Source organism: Deinococcus apachensis DSM 19763, assembly GCF_000381345.1.
Taxonomy (GTDB): domain Bacteria; phylum Deinococcota; class Deinococci; order Deinococcales; family Deinococcaceae; genus Deinococcus; species Deinococcus apachensis.
The window spans coordinates 279,781-297,171 of the sequence record NZ_KB906401.1; the positions used below are offsets into that span (position 1 = coordinate 279,781).

The 17,391-nt window shown below is 65.7% G+C and carries 18 protein-coding genes and 3 tRNA genes; 9 read left to right on the forward strand and 12 right to left on the reverse strand.

Annotation, left to right across the window (positions count from 1 at the left end; genetic code table 11):
• A complete protein-coding gene (locus F784_RS0109725) occupies positions 1-810 on the reverse strand; it encodes a phosphotransferase family protein (protein ID WP_019586543.1) in 810 nt (269 codons plus the stop codon).
• Between the two features lie 6 nt (positions 811-816).
• Positions 817-2,523 (reverse strand): M3 family oligoendopeptidase, encoded by a 1,707-nt coding sequence (locus F784_RS0109730; RefSeq protein ID WP_019586544.1) that lies wholly within the window; start codon positions 2,521-2,523, stop codon positions 817-819.
• Between the two features lie 55 nt (positions 2,524-2,578).
• Between F784_RS0109730 and F784_RS22780 the strand changes: the two genes are divergently transcribed.
• The 3 genes from F784_RS22780 (at position 2,579) to argR (ending at position 5,224) form a co-directional block, all read left to right on the forward strand.
• The gene (locus F784_RS22780; protein WP_019586545.1) at positions 2,579-3,370 is read left to right on the forward strand and encodes a DUF4037 domain-containing protein; all 792 of its coding nucleotides are present in this window, start codon (positions 2,579-2,581) and stop codon (positions 3,368-3,370) included.
• Positions 3,371-3,444: 74 nt separating this feature from the next.
• Complete coding sequence (gene coaBC, locus F784_RS0109740; protein WP_019586546.1) at positions 3,445-4,692, forward strand: bifunctional phosphopantothenoylcysteine decarboxylase/phosphopantothenate--cysteine ligase CoaBC; 1,248 nt, start codon at positions 3,445-3,447, stop codon at positions 4,690-4,692.
• Between the two features lie 70 nt (positions 4,693-4,762).
• The gene (gene argR, locus F784_RS0109745; RefSeq protein ID WP_019586547.1) at positions 4,763-5,224 is read left to right on the forward strand and encodes an arginine repressor; all 462 of its coding nucleotides are present in this window, start codon (positions 4,763-4,765) and stop codon (positions 5,222-5,224) included.
• 59 nt (positions 5,225-5,283) lie between these two features.
• Here argR and F784_RS0109750 read toward each other — a convergent pair whose 3' ends face one another.
• The 6 genes from F784_RS0109750 to mqnP all read right to left on the reverse strand — a co-directional run bounded on the left by F784_RS0109750 (position 5,284) and on the right by mqnP (position 10,447).
• Positions 5,284-6,864 carry a sensor histidine kinase gene (locus F784_RS0109750; RefSeq protein WP_019586548.1) on the reverse strand — a complete coding sequence of 527 codons (1,581 nt, stop codon included), beginning with the start codon at positions 6,862-6,864 and terminating at the stop codon, positions 5,284-5,286.
• Positions 6,865-6,954: 90 nt separating this feature from the next.
• A complete protein-coding gene (locus F784_RS0109755) occupies positions 6,955-7,632 on the reverse strand; it encodes a response regulator transcription factor (RefSeq protein WP_010887388.1) in 678 nt (225 codons plus the stop codon).
• A gap of 45 nt (positions 7,633-7,677) precedes the next feature.
• Positions 7,678-8,274 (reverse strand): adenylate/guanylate cyclase domain-containing protein, encoded by a 597-nt coding sequence (locus F784_RS0109760; RefSeq protein WP_040382823.1) that lies wholly within the window; start codon positions 8,272-8,274, stop codon positions 7,678-7,680.
• Positions 8,275-8,810: 536 nt separating this feature from the next.
• Entirely contained in the window at positions 8,811-9,251 is a 441-nt protein-coding gene (locus F784_RS0109765; RefSeq protein ID WP_019586550.1) for a hypothetical protein, read from the reverse strand.
• Positions 9,252-9,287: 36 nt separating this feature from the next.
• The gene (locus tag F784_RS0109770) at positions 9,288-9,581 is read right to left on the reverse strand and encodes a hypothetical protein (RefSeq protein WP_019586551.1); all 294 of its coding nucleotides are present in this window, start codon (positions 9,579-9,581) and stop codon (positions 9,288-9,290) included.
• Positions 9,563-10,447 (reverse strand): menaquinone biosynthesis prenyltransferase MqnP, encoded by an 885-nt coding sequence (gene mqnP, locus F784_RS0109775; RefSeq protein WP_026332391.1) that lies wholly within the window; start codon positions 10,445-10,447, stop codon positions 9,563-9,565. The genes F784_RS0109770 and mqnP overlap by 19 nt, the downstream gene beginning before the upstream one ends.
• A gap of 94 nt (positions 10,448-10,541) precedes the next feature.
• Between mqnP and F784_RS0109780 the strand changes: the two genes are divergently transcribed.
• From F784_RS0109780 to F784_RS0109790, 3 genes are all read left to right on the forward strand, one after another.
• A tRNA-Pro gene (locus F784_RS0109780) sits at positions 10,542-10,618 on the forward strand.
• A 23-nt stretch (positions 10,619-10,641) separates the two neighbouring features.
• A tRNA-Gly gene (locus tag F784_RS0109785) sits at positions 10,642-10,715 on the forward strand.
• Positions 10,716-10,746: 31 nt separating this feature from the next.
• Positions 10,747-10,823 (forward strand) — tRNA-Arg (locus F784_RS0109790).
• Between the two features lie 96 nt (positions 10,824-10,919).
• Here the strand turns inward: F784_RS0109790 and F784_RS0109795 are convergent.
• From F784_RS0109795 to F784_RS26805, 3 genes are all read right to left on the reverse strand, one after another.
• Positions 10,920-12,128: a tyrosine-type recombinase/integrase gene (locus F784_RS0109795; RefSeq protein ID WP_026332392.1), complete on the reverse strand. Its 1,209-nt coding sequence runs from the start codon at positions 12,126-12,128 to the stop codon at positions 10,920-10,922.
• Positions 12,129-12,259: 131 nt separating this feature from the next.
• Positions 12,260-12,619: a type II toxin-antitoxin system PemK/MazF family toxin gene (locus F784_RS24515; RefSeq protein ID WP_019586554.1), complete on the reverse strand. Its 360-nt coding sequence runs from the start codon at positions 12,617-12,619 to the stop codon at positions 12,260-12,262.
• Entirely contained in the window at positions 12,616-13,005 is a 390-nt protein-coding gene (locus tag F784_RS26805) for a hypothetical protein (protein ID WP_019586555.1), read from the reverse strand. The genes F784_RS24515 and F784_RS26805 overlap by 4 nt, the downstream gene beginning before the upstream one ends.
• Positions 13,006-13,152: 147 nt before the next feature.
• On the opposite strand from F784_RS26805, the gene F784_RS0109810 reads away from it, so the two are divergent.
• Positions 13,153-13,488 (forward strand): hypothetical protein, encoded by a 336-nt coding sequence (locus F784_RS0109810; RefSeq protein WP_019586556.1) that lies wholly within the window; start codon positions 13,153-13,155, stop codon positions 13,486-13,488.
• A gap of 38 nt (positions 13,489-13,526) precedes the next feature.
• Here the strand turns inward: F784_RS0109810 and F784_RS0109815 are convergent, their stop codons facing one another.
• Entirely contained in the window at positions 13,527-14,813 is a 1,287-nt protein-coding gene (locus tag F784_RS0109815) for an IS701 family transposase (protein WP_211211889.1), read from the reverse strand.
• A 465-nt stretch (positions 14,814-15,278) separates the two neighbouring features.
• Between F784_RS0109815 and F784_RS25240 the strand changes: the two genes are divergently transcribed.
• Both F784_RS25240 and F784_RS25245 read left to right on the forward strand, forming a co-directional pair.
• On the forward strand, positions 15,279-16,265 hold the full coding sequence (locus F784_RS25240; RefSeq protein WP_169405668.1) for a spherulation-specific family 4 protein: 987 nt from the start codon (positions 15,279-15,281) through the stop codon (positions 16,263-16,265).
• Positions 16,266-16,325: 60 nt separating this feature from the next.
• A protein-coding gene (locus tag F784_RS25245) for an IS5 family transposase (protein WP_211211890.1) occupies positions 16,326-17,098 on the forward strand; the annotation gives its coding sequence in 2 pieces (ribosomal slippage) (positions 16,326-16,662 and positions 16,662-17,098; 774 coding nt in all).
• The last annotated feature ends 293 nt before the right edge of the window (positions 17,099-17,391 follow it).

Consider the following 17,391-nt stretch of genomic DNA (forward strand, 5'->3'; position numbering starts at 1 on the left):
CTAGTGTCCATCCCGGGAGCGGGATCGCCAGTACCGGGTCCAACGCCGCACGTGGACCAGTCCGGCCTCAGCGCAGTGGGGCCCCCGATCCCGCAACATGAACTCGCCCGCCCAGGCGAGGAAGGGGGGCAAGTCGTCCATGAGGCCCCCGGCATATCCGGCCAGGTAGCCCCGACGGAACGTCCGCAAACTTTGCCGCACCTCCTGCCCCGCGCGCCACACCACGGGATCGACGCTCAGGATGCTCAACGTCCGCGCCACATCCGCCCGCGCGTCCCCCAGCCGCACGTTCTCCCAGTCGAGGACCGCGCTCACCCGGCCCTCGGCGACAAGCACGTTGAGCGGGTGATAGTCGAGATGCAGCCAAGCGAGCCGGGCCGGAGGGGGCAGATGGGTCTCCAGGCACGGAACCTCGCCTGCGACCTCCGGTGGAATGGGGAGGGTGTGGAGCCGTGCCTGAAGCTGTCCGAACTGGACACCATACGCCCATGCCTGCCCTGGTTCACGCCGCAACGCCTCGCCGCACGTCACGCCCGGCAGCCATTCCTGAATCAGGGCGACGTAACCCGGAAGGTCTTCCACAACGGCGACGACCCCTGGCACGGGGAAGTTCGCCTCCCGGAGAACCGTGGAGAGCCGGGCCATTCCCCGCGCCACCCACTCCAGGAACGTGGGGTAGAGCCTCACCGCGAGCGGTCCGTGTGGCGTATTCACCTGCCAGGTGGGCAGGGTCGAACCCCCGGGCATTCGGTGGCTGCCCGTGACCTCAAGCCCCAACGCTTCCACAGCCGCGCGGATGGTCACCTCCATGAACGTCTACGCCAGTTGCTCGCGCAGGAACGCCATCAACCCCCGGATATGCTCGCGGTCGAAACGGAACTCGACGCCCGACGCGCGGTACAACTCGGGCACGGACAGGGTGCTGCCCAGGCGCAGGCTGGCCTTGTAATTGGCGAGTGCCCCGGCGGGGTCCTGCCGTGCCTCTCGCCAGATGCCGACCGCCGCCAGATAGCACATCGCGTACTCGATGTAATAAAACGGCGCGCGGAAGATGTGGTAGTAGTGCCAGCCCTTCGCGCGCACCTGCTCGTCCAGCCCTTCCCAGCTCACGAAGGGGTGGAAGGTGCGGTCGAGTTCCAGCCATTTCGCGTCCAGGTCGGCGATGCTCGGGTTCTCGCCCGCCTCGGTGTACAGCCAGTGCTGGAAGGCGTCCATCTGCGCGGCCCACGGCAGGAAGACGACCACGCCCTGAAGCTGCTTCTCGCGGTAACGGGCCAGCTCGCCCTCGCTGAACACGTGTCCCAGGTGGTCGAGGGTCAGGAACTCCATCGCCATGCTGGGAATCTCGACGAACTCGATGGGGCTCCAGCGGTTCCAGACCAGGGGCTGCGCGGCGCCGCTCAGGAAGCCATGGAAGGCGTGCCCGACCTCGTGGAACAGCACCCGCACGTCCTCGGCGGTGCCCACCACGTTCATCAGGACGAAGGGCTCGTTCTGGACCGGGAAATACTGGCAGTAGGCGTGCGTCATCTTGCCGGGGCGCGACTCCAGATCGAGCAGCCTGCCACGCATGGCGCGGAAGCGCCCCGCCAGCTCGGCGTCCAGCCCCTCGAAGGCCGTCTGGGCAAGGTCCTCCAGTTGCGCCCCAGTGGTGAAGGGCTTCAGCGCCTCGCGGCCCCCCGCGTCGAGCAGGTTGTTGCGGTTGTAGTCCCAGGGCCGCACGCTCTCCAGCCCCAGCCGCGCGGCGATGTCCCCGACGATCTCACCGGCCAGAGGCACCACCTCGTCCCGCACCGCGTTGTGGAAGGCGCGGCAGTCCTCGGGCGTGTAGTCCACCCGGTCGAGGCGCCTCCACATGAAGTCGCGGAAGCCCGGCAGGTCGGCGTTCCGGGCGAGTTGTTCCCGCGTCCCCAGCAGCTCCAACATCAGCCCGTCGAGGTCGGGCGCGATGTCCAGATTGCTTGCGGAAAGTGCCCGCCACGCCTCCTCGCGGGCCTTGCGGTCGGGACTGTCGCCGCGCTGCCTGGCCTGCGGGACGGTGAGTTCCTCCTCGCCCAGCCGGACCTTCTGGTTCCCGGTGATCACCCCGTGGCGATTCATCTGCGCCTCGTGGGTCACGCCCAGCTCCACGTTCGCCTCGCGGAAGAGAGCGGCGGCATCCCGGAAGCGGCGGTAGTTCAACGCGAAGTCGGGGGCGGGGGTGTAGTCCGGCACGGCGAGCAGCTTCTTGATGAGTGATTGCTCGGCCCGCTGGACCTGCGGCGAGACCTCCTCCAGAAAGCGGGCGAACCGTGCCTGAATGGCCCCGTCGTCAGTGTGCAGGTCGGCATGGGTGGCGAGCTTGGCCCCCGCCTGCATGACCGCCGAGGCGAGCGCGCTCCACTGGGCGAGCCAGCCCGGCACCGCGTCCGCCGTCAGGTCGGCCTCCTGCAAGGCCTGGTAGCGCGGGCCGAACGTCTCCCAGCGGGTCTGGTCCTTGGGCACGGCGAGCGAGCGCTCGACGGCGTTCAGGGTTGTGGTCATGCGGGGAGTCTACCGCCCGGCCTGAGGGGATGGCGGAGCGGGATCAGAATGGGGCATGACGAGGGACGACCGCGCGCGGGAGATCGCTATGCACTCCGCCGCCATTCCGGGGGTCCTTGCGGTCGCGCAGGGCGGCTCGCGCACCGCCGGGAACGCGGACGAGCAGTCCGACACCGACCTGTACGTCTACAGCCGGGAGGAGGTGCCCCTCGCGCCCCGCCGCGAGATCGCCCACATCCGGAGCCGCCGCTGGGAGGTGGACAACCGCTGGTGGGAGACGGGCGATGAATGGTTGGAGCGCGGGCACATCGACGTGACGTTCCGCCGCGCCGCCGACATTGAGGCCCACCTGACCGCGCTGCTGGAGCACTGCGAGGCCCGGAACGGCTCCTCCACGGCGCTGTGGCACAACCTCCGCACCAGCGAAATCCTCTTCGACCGGGAGGGCTGGCTCGCGGACCTGAAGCGGCGGGCCGAGCAGTCCTACCCCGAGGGGCTGGCACGGGCTATCATCGCCCGGAACTTCCCGCTGTTGCATGGGGCCTTCGGGGCGTATCCCAACCAGATCGCGCTCGCCGTGCGGCGCCGTGATCCCGTGGCGGTCAACCACCGTCTCGCGGAATTCCTCGCCAGCTACTTCGACGTGCTGTTGGCGCTGAACCGCACGTCGCATCCCGGGGAAAAGCGGCTCCTCACGCTGGCCGGGCGTCTGCCGCTCGTCCCCTCCGACCTCGCGCCCCAAGCCGAGGGGATGCTGGCCTTCACCCCGCAGACATTGGACGAGGTCCCCGAGCGGGTGGACAGACCCGTCCGCGCCCTCGCGCAGCTCCTGGCCGAGGAGGGGTAACTTCCCGAAGCGTGGGGGAGCTGGGAATCCTGACCCGGGGTGAGGACTCAGGGTTTTCCGGGATACTTGGACCCGTGAGCACGCCTGCCTCTCCCCTTCCCGCCGCCCCAACCGTCCTCGTCATCGTGGGGGGCAGCATCGCCGCCGTGAAGGCCCCGTCGGTGCTGCGGCGGCTGCGCGAGCAGGGGGCGCGGGTAGCGGTGATCGCCACCCGGGCCGCACTCGCCTTCATCACCGAACTCAGCTTGGCGACGGCAGCGGACGGGGACGTGGCGACCGACGCGACGTGGTTCGAGGCTCGACCGGACGCCCAGCACCTCACCCTGGCGCGGGCCGACGCGGTGGTGATTGTGGGCGCCTCGGCCGACCTGCTCGCGCGGGTGGCGGGCGGGCACGCCCCCGACCTCGCCTCGGCGACGCTGCTGAGCGTGCGGGGGCGGGTCCTGTGGGTCCCCGCGATGAACGAGCGGATGTGGCTCCACCCGGCGGTGCAGGCGAACGCGGACAGGCTGCGGGGTTGGGGGCACAGCTTCCTGGGGCCGGAGGTCGGCGCCTTCGGTTCGCGCGGCGAGGGCCGGGGTCTGGGCCGCATGGCCGAGCCGGAGGACATCGCGGCGGCAACCCTCGCCCTCCTCACTCCGTCGCCGCGCGATCTGGAGGGCGTCAAGGTCGTCGTCTCCGCCGGGCCAACCCGCGAATATCTGGACCCGGTGCGCTTCATCAGCAATCCCAGCAGCGGCAAGATGGGCTTCGCGGTCGCCGGGGAGGCGCGGGACCGGGGCGCGGACGTGACGCTGGTGACCGGCCCGGTGAACCTTCCCGACCCGCCCGGCATGGAGGTCGTTCATATTGAGACGGCGCTCGAACTGCGGGAAGCGGTGGTGGGGGCGTCCCGGGACGCTGACCTGGTGGTGATGACGGCGGCGGTCGCCGACTACCGCGCCGCAGAACGCTCGGACGAGAAGCAGGCGAAGGTGGCGGGCGACGTGACGGTCCACCTCACCCCGAATCCCGACATCCTGGCCGAGCTGGGGGCACAGAAGGGCGAGCGGGTTCTCGTCGGCTTCGCCATGGAGACGCACGCGGGCGTGGAGCGCGCAGCCATGAAGGCGCGGCGCAAGAACGCCGACTTCATCCTGCTGAACTACCCCACCCGCGAGGGCACGGCGTTCGGCGGCGATGACAACGAGGTCACCCTGGTGCGCCCGGACGGCACCTCCGAGGAGTGGCCCCGCCTGAGCAAGCGCGAGGTGGCGCGCAGGCTGCTGGACGAGGCCGCGCACCTCTATACAGAGCGCCGGGGAATGAGAACGGGGGGCTGAGGCCCCGGCACGACTGCCAACCGTGCCCCACTCATTGAATTATTCAACACATATGCATACCATGTCGGCGATGCTCAGCAAGGAACAACGTCAGAAGCGCATTCAGGACATCATCGCCCGCGACTCCATCTCCACCCAGTCCGAACTTGTTGAGCGTTTGCGCGCCGAAGGCGTACAAGTCACGCAGGCCACTGTCAGCCGCGACATCAACGAGCTGCGGCTGGTGCGCCTGCCCATTGGCAAGGGCCGTCATCGTTACGCGCTCGCGCAGGTGGCGGGCCACAGCGACGTGGAGGAGGAGCTGGGCCGCCTCTTCCAGAACTTTGTGCGCGATGTCGACCGCGGCGAGAACATTCTGGTGATTCGCACGGCCGACGGGCACGCGACCGGGGTGGCCCTGCTCCTCGACCGGCTGCGCCGCGACGACATCGTGGGCACCATTGCCGGGGAGGACACCATTTTCCTGGTCGCCCGCACCACCGGGGAGGGCGAGTCGCTGATGGAGGAGCTCAACGCGCTGATGCTGGGCTGACGGTCAGTGGGGCGTGACTGCTCCGTCAGAAGCCCCTCCAGCCTCCTTTCCACTCCCCCTCACGGCACGTCGTCCTCATCCAGCTCCGGCAGGTTGCCCACCGGCAGCTGCACGTGCGCGGTCGTCCCCTTCCCGACCTCGCTCTCCAGCCAGATGCGCCCGCCGTGGGCGTCCACGATGCCCTTGGCGATGCTCAGGCCCAGGCCCGCGCCGCCCTGGTCACGGCTGCGGCTGTCCTCGACCCGGTAGAAGCGGTCGAAGAGCCGCCCCAGGTGTTCGGGGGGAATGCCGGGGCCGTCGTCCTGCACGCTCAGGCGGATCTCCTTGCCCCCCTCCTCGACACGGCTGGTGAGGTGGACGTGTTTCGCCCCGGCCTTGAGGGCATTGCCGACAAGGTTGATGATGACCTGCCTGAGGCGGTCGGGGTCCCCCTCGAAGGCCACGTCCTCGCCGTCCGCGCTCAGGTGGGTGCCCTGGGCCTGGGCCAGCGGGGCGAGTTCGCGGGCCACCTCGCCCAGAAACAGCCGCGACAGGATGGGCTGGCGGGTCAGGGGCAGGGCGCCGCTGTCGGAGCGGGCGAGTTCCAGCAGGCTGGCGATCAGGTTGGTAAGGCGCTCGGACTCGCTGCGGATGATGTTCAGGCTCTCACGCTGCTGCCCGGTCGGGTCGGTGCGGCGCAGCAGGTAGCTCGCGTGTCCGCTGATCGCCGTGACCGGGGTGCGGAGTTCGTGGCTGGCGTCACTTGTGAAGCGGCGCTGGGCCTCGAAGCTCGCCTCCAGGCGGCCCAGCATCGCGTTCAGCGCGTGTGCGAGGGCCTGCACCTCGTCGGCCGTCTGCGGCTCCGGCACGCGCTCGCCCAGGTTCTGCCCGCCGATGCGTTCGGCCGCCTTACGAACCTGCCGCAGGGGCCGCAGCGCCTGCCCGGCGAGCAGGTAGGCGCCCACGCCCGCCGTGCCCAGCCCGGCCAGGAACAGCAGCAGGATCACTCGTTGAAGCTGCGTCAGGGTGTAGGAGGGGGCTTCCAGGCTGCGCCCGACGAAGGTGAGGGCGAAGGAGGGGCGTGCCAGGCCCAGCACCGGCGGGTCGAGCTGCACCGGCCCCAACTTCACCAGGAAGCGGTAGGGCCGCGTCCGGTCGTTGTACGGGTCCTTGACGTTCCGCTCGACGAACAGTTGCCCACCCGGCGAATTGATCAGCTGGACGTATTCCCCATCGCTGAGTTGCAGGGGCGGAGCCTTACGGTCCAACCCGATGCTCTGGCGCGTCTCCTCGCCAAAGGTGCGGAGGAGGTCGAAGAGCTGCTTTCGACTTGACGCGTCCCTTGACTCCTCCAGGACGGCCGCCAGGGCTCCGGCGTCCTCGACCACCGACACCTTCTCGATCTGAATCGCGTAGTCGGGGAACAGGTAGCGGGCGCGCGGCAGCAGGCCCTGCTCGTCGCGCTCCTTGGCGGTGCCCGGATCGCCCAGCGCGAGCGGCCGGATCAGGTTGGTGAAGGTGCGGTAGGTGTCCTGAAGGTCGCGGTTGAGGTTGTTGGTGAGGCTCGTCCGCATCATCGCCAGCGCGGCGAGCCCCACCACCGTGAGCAGCACCGCCAGCAGCCCCGTATAAAACAGCGTGAGCCGCCAGCGTAGGGTCACGGACGACCTCCCGCAAGCAGGAGGCCGGGCGCGTCAGAAAAGCCGATCACGCCCAGCAGTCTAGCGCCCGGGGGTGGGGTTTTCCCGCGGCTATTCCTCGCGCAGGACGTAGCCGACGCCGCGCACGGTGTGGATCAGCCTCCGCTCCCCGCCCTCCTCCAGCTTGCGCCGCAGGTAGCCGATATACACGTCCACGACGTTGCTGCCGCCGGTGTACTCCGGCCAGACCTTCTCCTCGATCTCGAAGCGGGAAAAGACCTTGCCGGGGTTGCGCGCGAGCAGTTCCAGCAGCTCGAACTCCTTGGCGCTGAGCTCGACCCGGCGCCCGCCCCGGAAGATCTCGCGGCCGTCGAGGTTCATCACCAGGTCGGCCACCCGGACCTCGCCGGTCACGGCCGGATTGACTCGCCGCAGGTGCGCCCGCACCCGGGCGAGAAGTTCCTCGATGGAAAAGGGCTTGATCAGGTAGTCGTCGGCGCCCGAGTCCAGGCCCTCCACCTTGTCCTGGATGCCGTCTTTGGCCGTCAGGATGATGATGGGTGTATTGCTCGTCTTGCGAATGCGCCGCGCGACCTCCAAGCCGTCCAGCACCGGCAGCATCAGGTCGAGGATGACCAGGTCGGGGTTGACCTCGCGGAACTTGCTCAGGCCGGTCACGCCGTCGAAGGCGACCTCGGTGGCGTACCCTTCGGCGGCAAGTTCCAGTTCTATAAAGCGGGCAATGTCTTTTTCATCCTCAATCACGAGAACCAGGGGTTTGCGTTCCATGGGGCCAGTCTATGGACCGTTCTCATGAGAAGGCCGCCCGCCCCCTTAACCGGCTTTTATACGCTCCGTCACACGCGCGGGCGCGGGGGTGACCCGGTAGGCCCGGCAGTCGGCCCCGAAGCCGCGCAGCGGGGGGAGGGGACGGTCCACCGGGACGCCTGGAGCGCCCCCCTGCGCGACCACGACAGCGCAGACGAGCGTCTCGCCAGGCTCAGCGGCGTCACACAGGCGCCGGGCGTAGTTGACCGGCAGGCCGTAAGCGCTGGGCTGTCCCCCGACCGGGCCGGTCACCACGGGGCCAGCCGCCACCCCGGCGCGAACCTGAAGCTGCACCCCTAGGATTTCGGCCAGGCCCAGCCGGGCGGCGCGTTCGTGCGATTCCAGAGCGGCCGCCACCCCCGACGCCGTGCGCCTGGCGGGCCAGAGGGCCACCACCGCGTCCCCCTGGTGTTGCAGCACCTGGCCGCCCCACGCCTCGAAGCTCAGGATCAGCACCTGCACGAACTCGCCCATCAGAGCGGCGTAGTGCTCCAGCGCCAGCTTATGGGCGAGCCCGGTGCTGCCTACCAGGTCCACCATCACCAGACACGCCGCCTGGTGGCCGCTTCTTGGGCTGGGCAGGGGCAGGAGCAAGTCAGGCATGGGGGGAACGCCCCCACTATGCCTCAATCCTTTGCTCAGGTAAAGCCCATGACCCTCACATCTAAGGGGTGTACGAGCGGGGGTCTTGGGACCTCACCCTCTTTCACGCGTCCGGTGACCTACCCCAGTTGCAGGCGTCACGTCGACGGGACCCCTTATCCCGGCCTACTCTGATTACGGAACCTCTCGTGCTTTCCCGGATGTTCTCCGCTGGCTGGAGACTCAGGGGTGGCCCCTCGCCTTTCTTGCACTTGATGTGCAACAGGGGGAACAGCGTCCCAGTCGTGGGCTTTTTTCTCCTCTCCCCTTGCGGGGGAGGCTGGGAGGGGGTGACGGGCGCAGTTGGTCCCTCTGCTGAACGGTAAAAGATTCCCCTCCCCAATCTGCAATTCGCATCGAGCGTTTTCTTGGAGAGCACCACGGAGGCTGACTCGCTCATCGTCCATCGCCGCCAGTCAGTCTTCTTCGCTTCTCCCTCTGCTCCGCAGCTTTCCGGGTCCGGTCGCCCCTCGTCTTCGACTCACCGCAAGTTCGTCTCAGACCAAAAAACCGTGAAGTGGGGGCTGGGTGCGGAAGGCCACCCAGTCGCCGGGCCGCACGTGGGGAAGCGGCTCGAAGGCGGCCAGGACAAGGGGCACGCGTGCCCGGACCACCCACACGCGCCGGGTCACGTCCAGCACCTCACCGACGCCCTCCACCCCGGAGATGCCCACCACGGTGAGGTTCTCGCGGACCGTAACCGTCTCCTCCGGGGTAAGCACGTGGGTTCCGGGCAGGTCGAGTAGGCCGTGGACCACCACCCGGGCGGGTCCCGGGCGGCCCGCATAGGGACCGCTGCGGTCGAAGAGGTAAAGTACCCGCCCCCCCGTGGAGAACTCCAGCAGCGGGCTGCCCTCGCGCTGTGGGTACAGCAGGCCCTGGGCCGCGAACGCCTCATACCGCGAGGCGAACTCGGTCTCGGAACTCTCCAGCGTCATGAATTCCCCTGTCGCACGGCCCGCATCGGGGAGATTCTAGCGGTCCCCAGCACCCGGGGGCTCCTCCAGCCACGCCAGCGTGGGCCGGGTGACACCTGCCGCGTCGAGCACGGCGTCGGCGCGTTCCAGCGCGAAGGTGCCCTCCACCTCACGCAGCAGATGGATTAGGACCAAGCCGCCCAGCCGTTCCAGCACCGCCCAACGCACCGAGCCGTGAGCCTCCCCGTCCCGCGCCCGGCGCAGCAACGTGAGGGCCAGCCACTCGTCCCCCTCGACAAAGGCCCGCGCTGCTTGCGGTGGAACGAGCACCCTCAGGTCAGCGTTCGCCACGTGACATCCACCACCACCCCGGCGAGCATGGTGAGGGCCAGCCACATGTTCGCGTCGAAAAAGGCCACGTTCACCCGCGCCAGGTCCCGCGGATTCACGATGCGGTGCTCGTACAGGAGGATGCCGCCCATCGCCAGGGCCGCCAGGTAGTACCACGGGCTGGCGCCGGTCGCCACGCCGACCGCGAGCAGCAACACGAAGGTGAGGCCGTGGCTCGCCGCCGCGATCCGCAGCGCGCGGGCGATTCCAAATCGCGCCGGGATGCTCTGGATACCGTTGGCCCGGTCGAAATCGTGGTCGAGGGTCGCGTAGATCACGTCCAGGCCGATCATCCAGAAGATCACCACGGCCCACAGCAGCCAGGCGCCGGGGGCAAAGTGACCTGTCACCGCGATCCACCCACCCGCGGCGGCGGCCCCGTCGGTCACCCCCAGCCACGCGTGGCACAGCCAGGTGTAGCGCTTGGTGTAGGGGTAGCCGATCAGGAAGGCCACCGCCAGCGGCATCAGCGCCAGGCAAAGAGGGTTGAGCTGCGCCGCGGCGACCGCCAGAACCACCAGGCTGACGACCACCAGCCCCCAGGCCTGCGCGGGGCTGACCTTGCCGCTGGGCACCTCGCGCCCCGCCGTGCGCGGATTGCGGGCGTCGATCAGGCGGTCGATTACCCGGTTGGCCCCCATCGCCGCCGTCCTGGCCGCCGCCATCGCCAGCGTGACCCACAGCAGGGTCGGCCAGCCGGGCCAGCCCGTTCCGTTCACCTGTAGGCTCGCCAGCAGCATCCCGGCGTAGGCGAAGGGAAGCGCGAACACCGTGTGCTCGAACTTCACCAGGTCCAGATACGTCTTCAGCCGCGCCGCCGCACTCACGCCCGCAGGATACGCCCGGGCCGCCGGACGGGCCGGAGGGAAGTGCACACACGGCCCGAGTCTCTGCTATCATTCTGCCTGCGCGGGCCGTGGACGAGGCGTAGCGCAGGCCGGTAGCGCACTTGGTTTGGGACCAAGGGGTCGCTGGTTCGAATCCAGTCGCCTCGACCAAACACAGCTTCGCGCTAGTCTTCGCGGGATTGGTGTAGTGGTAGCACAGCAGCCTTCCAAGCTTCTGGCCTCGGTTCGAATCCGTGATCCCGCTCCACACGGCCTCCACCAGGGGGCCCTTTCGCTTTGCACCCTTAGCTCAGTTGGATAGAGCAACCGCCTTCTAAGCGGTCGGTCGTAGGTTCGAGTCCTACAGGGTGCGCCAGAGATTCCCCGTCAGAGACGGGGTTTTTCTTTTGGCCCTGCGTGCCCAACCGGATGGGAGTTGGCCTTTGTGCCCAACGTGTGCCCAACAGCATTTCTAACCCTCCTTTTCTGTGTGTTTCCTGAGCGTTGAGAAGTCAAGCGTCAGACCCTCGCGTTCCTTCTCAAAGACAGTGCGGTAGCGGTCAAGGGTGAACGAAGTGCGGGCGTGCCCCACGTGGGCGCTCACTACTTCAATGGGGCGACCGCTAGCCCCCTGTAAGGAGATGAAGGTATGGCGGCAGGCGTGCGCCCCCAGGTAGGGCACCCCAGCCGCCGCGCACAGCGCCCTCAGGCCCCGGTAAATGGTGTCCGGCAGGATCGGCCCGCCCAGCGTGTTCGTGAACACGGCATCACTACCCATATACCGCTTCTCCTGGGCTTCCCGATCGAGTACGGGCCGCTCTTTCCACTCGTGCAGGATCGCCAGCGCGTCCCCGGAGACGGTGAAGGCCCGGCGAGAGCGGGGCGTCTTCGGCGTGGTCCGGTGCGCCACCCCACCTAGGCTCACCAGTGCCTCCCGTACCTCGACGCGGCCCGTCTTCAGGTCCACGTGTTCCCAGCGCAACCCCAGCGCCTCCCCTACCCGTAGACCCGTCGAGAGCATGAAACAGAACACGCTCCCCAGCCGATCTGGGCGGGCCACCCCATAGAACGCGGCGGCCTGCTCCGGTGTCCAGGCCTTGACCTTCTCCTCCAGGGCCGCGTCCCGTGTGTACCGGGGCCGGGCCACGTCTGCCGGGTTCCGCATCAGGTCGCCGTGCCGCACTGCCTCCGAGAAGGCGAGGTGCAAGAGGTTGTGGATCTGCCGCTTCATGGAGTCGCCCAGCGGCCTTCCCTTCGTCTCCTCCCGGCGTTTGTCCTGGAAGGTCAGGCCCGCGTAGAACGTCTCCAGATCGCGGGACGTGATGCTGGAGAGCCGCCGCTTCCCCAGGCCGGGAATGATGTGCCGCTGAATTAGGCTGTCCTGCGATTGGGCGTATTTTGCGGCCAGCCCCGCTTTCCGCCCGGCGTGCCATGCCTCCAGATACTCCCCCAGCGTGGTTTGAGGCGAGACGCTGAACTGCCCGCGGGCCGCGTCCGTCCGCACCCGGCTCAGGGCGTCTTCCGCCTCGGTCTTCGTGCCGACTGTCCCCGCCACCCGCTGAACGTCCCCGTTCGGCAGTTCGACGGTTGCCCGCCATTGCCAACGCCCCGAGGGAAGGCGCCGCACACTGCCCCGCCCGTTCCCCCGTTTGGGAATGTCTTTCTCTGTCTTCCTTGCCATGCCTTGCCCCCGCCTCTTTTACTGGCAAAAACGGATTACTGGCAAAATGCCCTGCCAGTAAAAATTCCCTCTCCCAGCTGGGGAAAAGTGATTACTGGCAAACTGGCAACACATACCAGGGAAACGCCCTTCTACCCTTCTGCCAGCACGCGCAGGGCGGCTTGAAGGGTGGCCACATCCTGAGCGTCTACCGTTCCCCACTGCCGCACGATCCGCGCCGGGTCAATCGCGCGGGCGTGCATGATGAGCGCTGTCGAGTCAGCGGGTAGCCCACCGGGGCGGGCCTTCAGTTGCGGGGCCAGCGGGCCGGTGAGCTTGTTTGCCGTGGTGAGCGGGACGATGAAGTAGAGCGGGCGTGAACCGGAGGTCCGTACCGTCTTCATATCGCTCAGCACGATGCACGGGCGCTTCCGGCCCTGCTCACTGCCTGTCGAGGGGTCGAGGTCCACCAGGACCACGGCGCCGCGCGGATAAGCCTTGCCCCGGGTCACGCGGGCTTACCGCCGAAGGCAGCGGCCCAGGCGTCCAGTTCAACGGGGGGCGTATCGGCTTCCAATTTCTCAAGTTGGGCGTGAAGCTCGCTCTCCCCAGCACTCACCAGCCCCGCCGTGTCCACTTCCTGAGCTTCCGGTGCCGCCTCGCTGTACTCCAGCAGGTCGCCCACGGTGTACCGCTGGCCGGTCAGCGCGTGCAGGGCGGCCAGAAGGGCGGCCAACGTTGCCCGGTCTACGCGCTCGGTATCGCCGCGTGCAATGGCGTAAACGCTGTTCCTGTTGACCTTCCCATGCAGTTCCCCAGCCAGCTTGTACGCCGTCAACCCGTGGGCTTGGAGAACGTCTCCCACACGCCACCGCACCATGCTCGCCGCGCTAGTCATGGAGAGAGGATATCATAGAAGACAGGAACATAGAAGATTGGTATAGTACATATAAGTATGTACTATAAGGGCAGCAGAGAAGGGCGGCCCATCCGGCAAGAAGTGACCGCCCGCTCTGACTCCCCCCGGTTTAAGGAAGGAAGCACCATGAAGGATACCAGCCCCGTCACCGTCACCCGCACCTGGGAAGTTGCCCTGTACGGCACCTACGGGGACGGCCCCAGCGCCCGCGTATATCTGGGGAAGCGCACCGTCAGCCTGTCTGGCGGGCGGCATGCCCGCGGCCAGCTCCTCCCTATCGTCGCCCAGGTGAACGGCTGCGAGGTCAGTGAGGAAGAGGTCGTGAGCATCCTCAACTGGGCCAAGGCTGAAGGCCGCGTGACCCTGCTCAGCGAGGAGCGCAGCGTGCCCACCATCGGGAAGGCCCGCGCTGCTCGCCTGCACCGCCTCATGGCTACGGCAGGAGTTCCTAGCACTACTTAAACACAAATTTTGGCGATGCCGACGGCTCCTATGCGTGCTCAACGCGGCGGATCACGAGTGGGAGACGCAGTGGAGTCTCTGGGGAGTGTTGGACCGAGCTGCCGACGTGCAGCAGGCAAGGTCAGCCGTTCCGTCTGCCCAGCGCTGAACCGCAGGGCTTGGAGGTAAGTCATGGCCATCATGCAAAGCAGCGCGTGGTGATGGAGACCTCGCCAGGAGCGCCCTTCGAAGTGATCGAGCCCCAGTTCTTCCTTGAGCTGCTGGTGCACCTGTTCGCAGGACCAGCGCGCCTTGATATCCCGAATGATCGCGATCTTCGTCGTCTTGCTCGGATGGTTGGTGAGGTAGTACTTACGCTCCCCCGTGGAACGACGTTCTCCCACCACCCAGACTTCCTCCCCGGGAAGGTGTGAGCCGTCGTGCTGCTCCCCGCCATCCGCCACTCGAACCCGCAAGACGGCAAAACGGGCCCGCCGAGGTCCCTTCGTGCCTGTGCGCCAGGTGCGTGACACCCACTGGTGGGGCGGGAGAGCCAGCAGGAGCTGAGAAACGCTCTGGCGTTGCTCGTTGGGAACGGGCACCAGCAGCCTCCCCGTCTTGGACCGCTTCCCCGTTAGCAGCTCCACGTTCGTGGAGTACACCTTTTGCGTGCCTGGGACACCGACCGCCCAGGTCAGCCCCCGAGCCGAGAGGGCCTGACGGAACTCCGCGCTGTTCCCATACCCGGCATCGGCCACGACCACTTTGAACCTCACGCCTTGCCGCCGGACCCGGTCGATCTCCTGCAGGGCCGATTGCTTCTTGGTCAGGAATGGTCGGTGTCCCTGCGGGACACCGACAGCCGCACACCGCTGTGCATCCTCAGTCCACACCTTGGGGAGGAACAGCCGCAGCGCCAGAGGAACGGGCAGGTCGTTCTTGGCCAGGGTCAGCGAGACCAAGACCTGGCAGTTCGCCACCTTACCCAACACGCCGCAATACTGTCTACCGACCCCCACGCTGCATTCGCCTTGCTTCGGGAACGCCGTGTCATCCACGATCAACACCGCGTCTCGACCCCCCACCAACCGTTGAGCCTGTCGAGCTAACACAGCTTCCAGGTGGTCATCCGGCCAGGGACTCACGGTCACGAAATGATGGAGCTGGGCATACTCACCCGGAGCAACATATTCAGCCAGGGGTTGCAGGCTCTTGCGTTCGAGGGGGGCCATCAAGCCGCGCAGATATAGCGGACACCACTTGCGTCGCCGAGCATGGCCCAGGACCCGCTGGAAAGGACGCAGGAAGCGCCGAAGGGGCAGCACGTTGTCCTGAGGAGCGATCATGCTCCAGCCTGCCAGAGGGGCACAGAAACCGTCTACAACGCTGAAATCCGTGTTTACGTAGTGCTAATCCCTCTGTTACGGCTGGCCCGCCTAGAGGCTGCCAAGACCAGATTTGGAGCTTTGGAGCGTCACTCCGAGCAGAGCAGAATCACTGGGTGATCCGGCGAGGCTCTCCAAGAGACGTAGGCCACGATAACTACCTCTGCGCGGTCGGTCCCAAAGGGAGGGTAACAATGGGGGTCTTCTGGATGTACATAATTCTGCGCATGCGCCTCCGAGGCTCTGACTATTACAATGACAACCCACCGCACGCGGATAAGAACCAGACGAAACGGTGGGTCTGCTCGGGTTAACACCATGATGGGCCAGTCGGTTGCGCTGCGGGTTGCCCCCTGTCGCTGGTTCATCGTCGCTGTTCGAGGAGGGCCGCGCCCTCCTAGAACCTCATTTGATCAGGAGGCCACTATGCGGCAGGTTCCTGCACGTCGGTCTGTCCGAGTCGCACGTATTCGTGTGAAGGGGAAGATCAGAGCCACCTTCGTTGCGTCGTTACTCCTGGTCAGCTTCGCCCCGGTCCCTCAATCCCTCACGCTCCAATCCCCGCAAACAATGTTTCGAGCAAAGACAAAAATGGGCGTGATCAGCTACTGGGGAGTCAACGAGCAATGGTACAACGAGATCCCAAGATATAGCCTTGCTATAATCAACCCAAACAATGGCATATTCGTCACTAATAACTTTCCCTTTTGGCCTAATAGACTAGTAGAAAATTTGGAAGAATATAAGAGGATTGTAAGAAATCAATACAACAGGGATGTCGAGATGCTGGGTTATGTGCCAACCGGTTACTTCAAGCATAATTGCGGCTTTTTCGCCAAAACAAGTTGCCAGAGATGGAGCACGATTGAGGCTCAGGTTCGAAGTTATTTCAAGCATATGCCTCGGCTGAAAGGCATTTTTTTTGATGAAACTGCTCAAGAATCTTGGGATTGTAGTCAGGTAAAAAAGGAATATACTAGACTCCGAGAAATCGTACAAAAGTATGAAAAAGAATTGAAATCTAAAAAGGCCTTGATTGTATTTAATCCAGGAGTAGCTCATGAATGCGTAGTGCAAGGAGTGGTCGAAGGCGAAATTGCAATGGTTGAAGACGACATGGAAGATTACAAATTGAAAGGTCAAGAAATTAAATCCCACACTGATAACTTGCATAAAAAAGGAGCGCTGGCGTGGCACGTAGTGCATACCGCGCCCAACCAAGGTGATATGCAGAGCGTAATTCTAGAGGCTAGAGAGCGTGGAGCCGACTATGCGTACGTAGTGCCTAAGGGAAGTGGGAAAGATAGGAATGGAAAATTTATTAACACTTGGGGCGAGTTTCCTCCTTACTGGGCCGAAATGGTCAAATTGTTTAAAGCTATTCAAGACGATGGTACAGTCAGCCGTGAATAGTAGAGTTCGTCCGGAAAATCGTCACGGTCAAGGGGCGGGGGTGGCTGGCAACCTGAAGAGGTGCGGTTGACCGATGAACAGTGGGCGATCCTGGCTCCTTTGCTGCCCCCTCCCGAGAAGCAGACCCGTCGCGGTCGTCCGCGGCGGGCTGACAAAGAGCTGCTGGAAGGCATTCTGTGGGTGCTGCGTACGGGGGCGCAGTGGGAGCGGCTTCCCCGGCCGGACTACCCGCCCAAGTCCACGTGCTTCGAGCGGTTTCAGGAGTGGAACGAGCGCGGCGTGTTCCCGAACGTTCTGGGGCAGCTCTATGAGCTGTTGGAAGAGCAGGAACTGCTGGACCTGCGAGAAGCGTTTATTGACGGCACCTTCAGTGCCGCCAAAAAGGGGGCTCGGAGGTCGGCCCCACCAAGAAGGGCAAGGGCACCAAAATCATGCTGATGGTGGATGCGAGCGGCACGCCGCTCGCCGTTCATACCGACTCGGCCAGTCCAGGTGAAGTCACCTTGGTTCACGCCACTCTGGATGCGTCCTTCGGTATGGACTTTCCGAGGCGCTTGATCGGGGACAAGGCGTACGACAGTGACCCTCTGGATGCAGAACTGGCCGCGCTGGGCGTCGAGATGATCGCGCCAAACCGTAAAAACCGCAAGCAGAAAACGCAGGATGGTAGGCCGCTGCGCCGCTATAAGCGGCGCTGGAAGGTCGAGCGGACCATCGCTTGGTTGCAGTCCTTTCGTAGAGTCCGCACCCGTGACGAGCGCAAAGCCCAAAACTTCCTGGGCTTCGTCCAACTCGCCTGCATCCTCATCTTGCTCCGCCAAATTTCCGGATGATCTCTAGTACTACAGCCGCAGTTAGTGGGAGGAGAGCCAGCGTTGCTGACGGCGGATGTGACTGCGTTTGGCTTGTGCCTGGTGGTGGCGTCGCCACCACGACCAGCTCCACACCCTGGCCTTTGACGTGATCTGAGGCAAGACCAGGAGCAGGAGACGTCGCACCTCGGGGACGGTCAACGGGATGAGGTCTTCGTCACTCGCCTCCCCCCCTTTTTCTCGCGGGCCGTGACCACGGTCAGAAAGGCGTGGGCGAGCATGGCTAACGTGATGTGCCGGTACCACCCCACCCA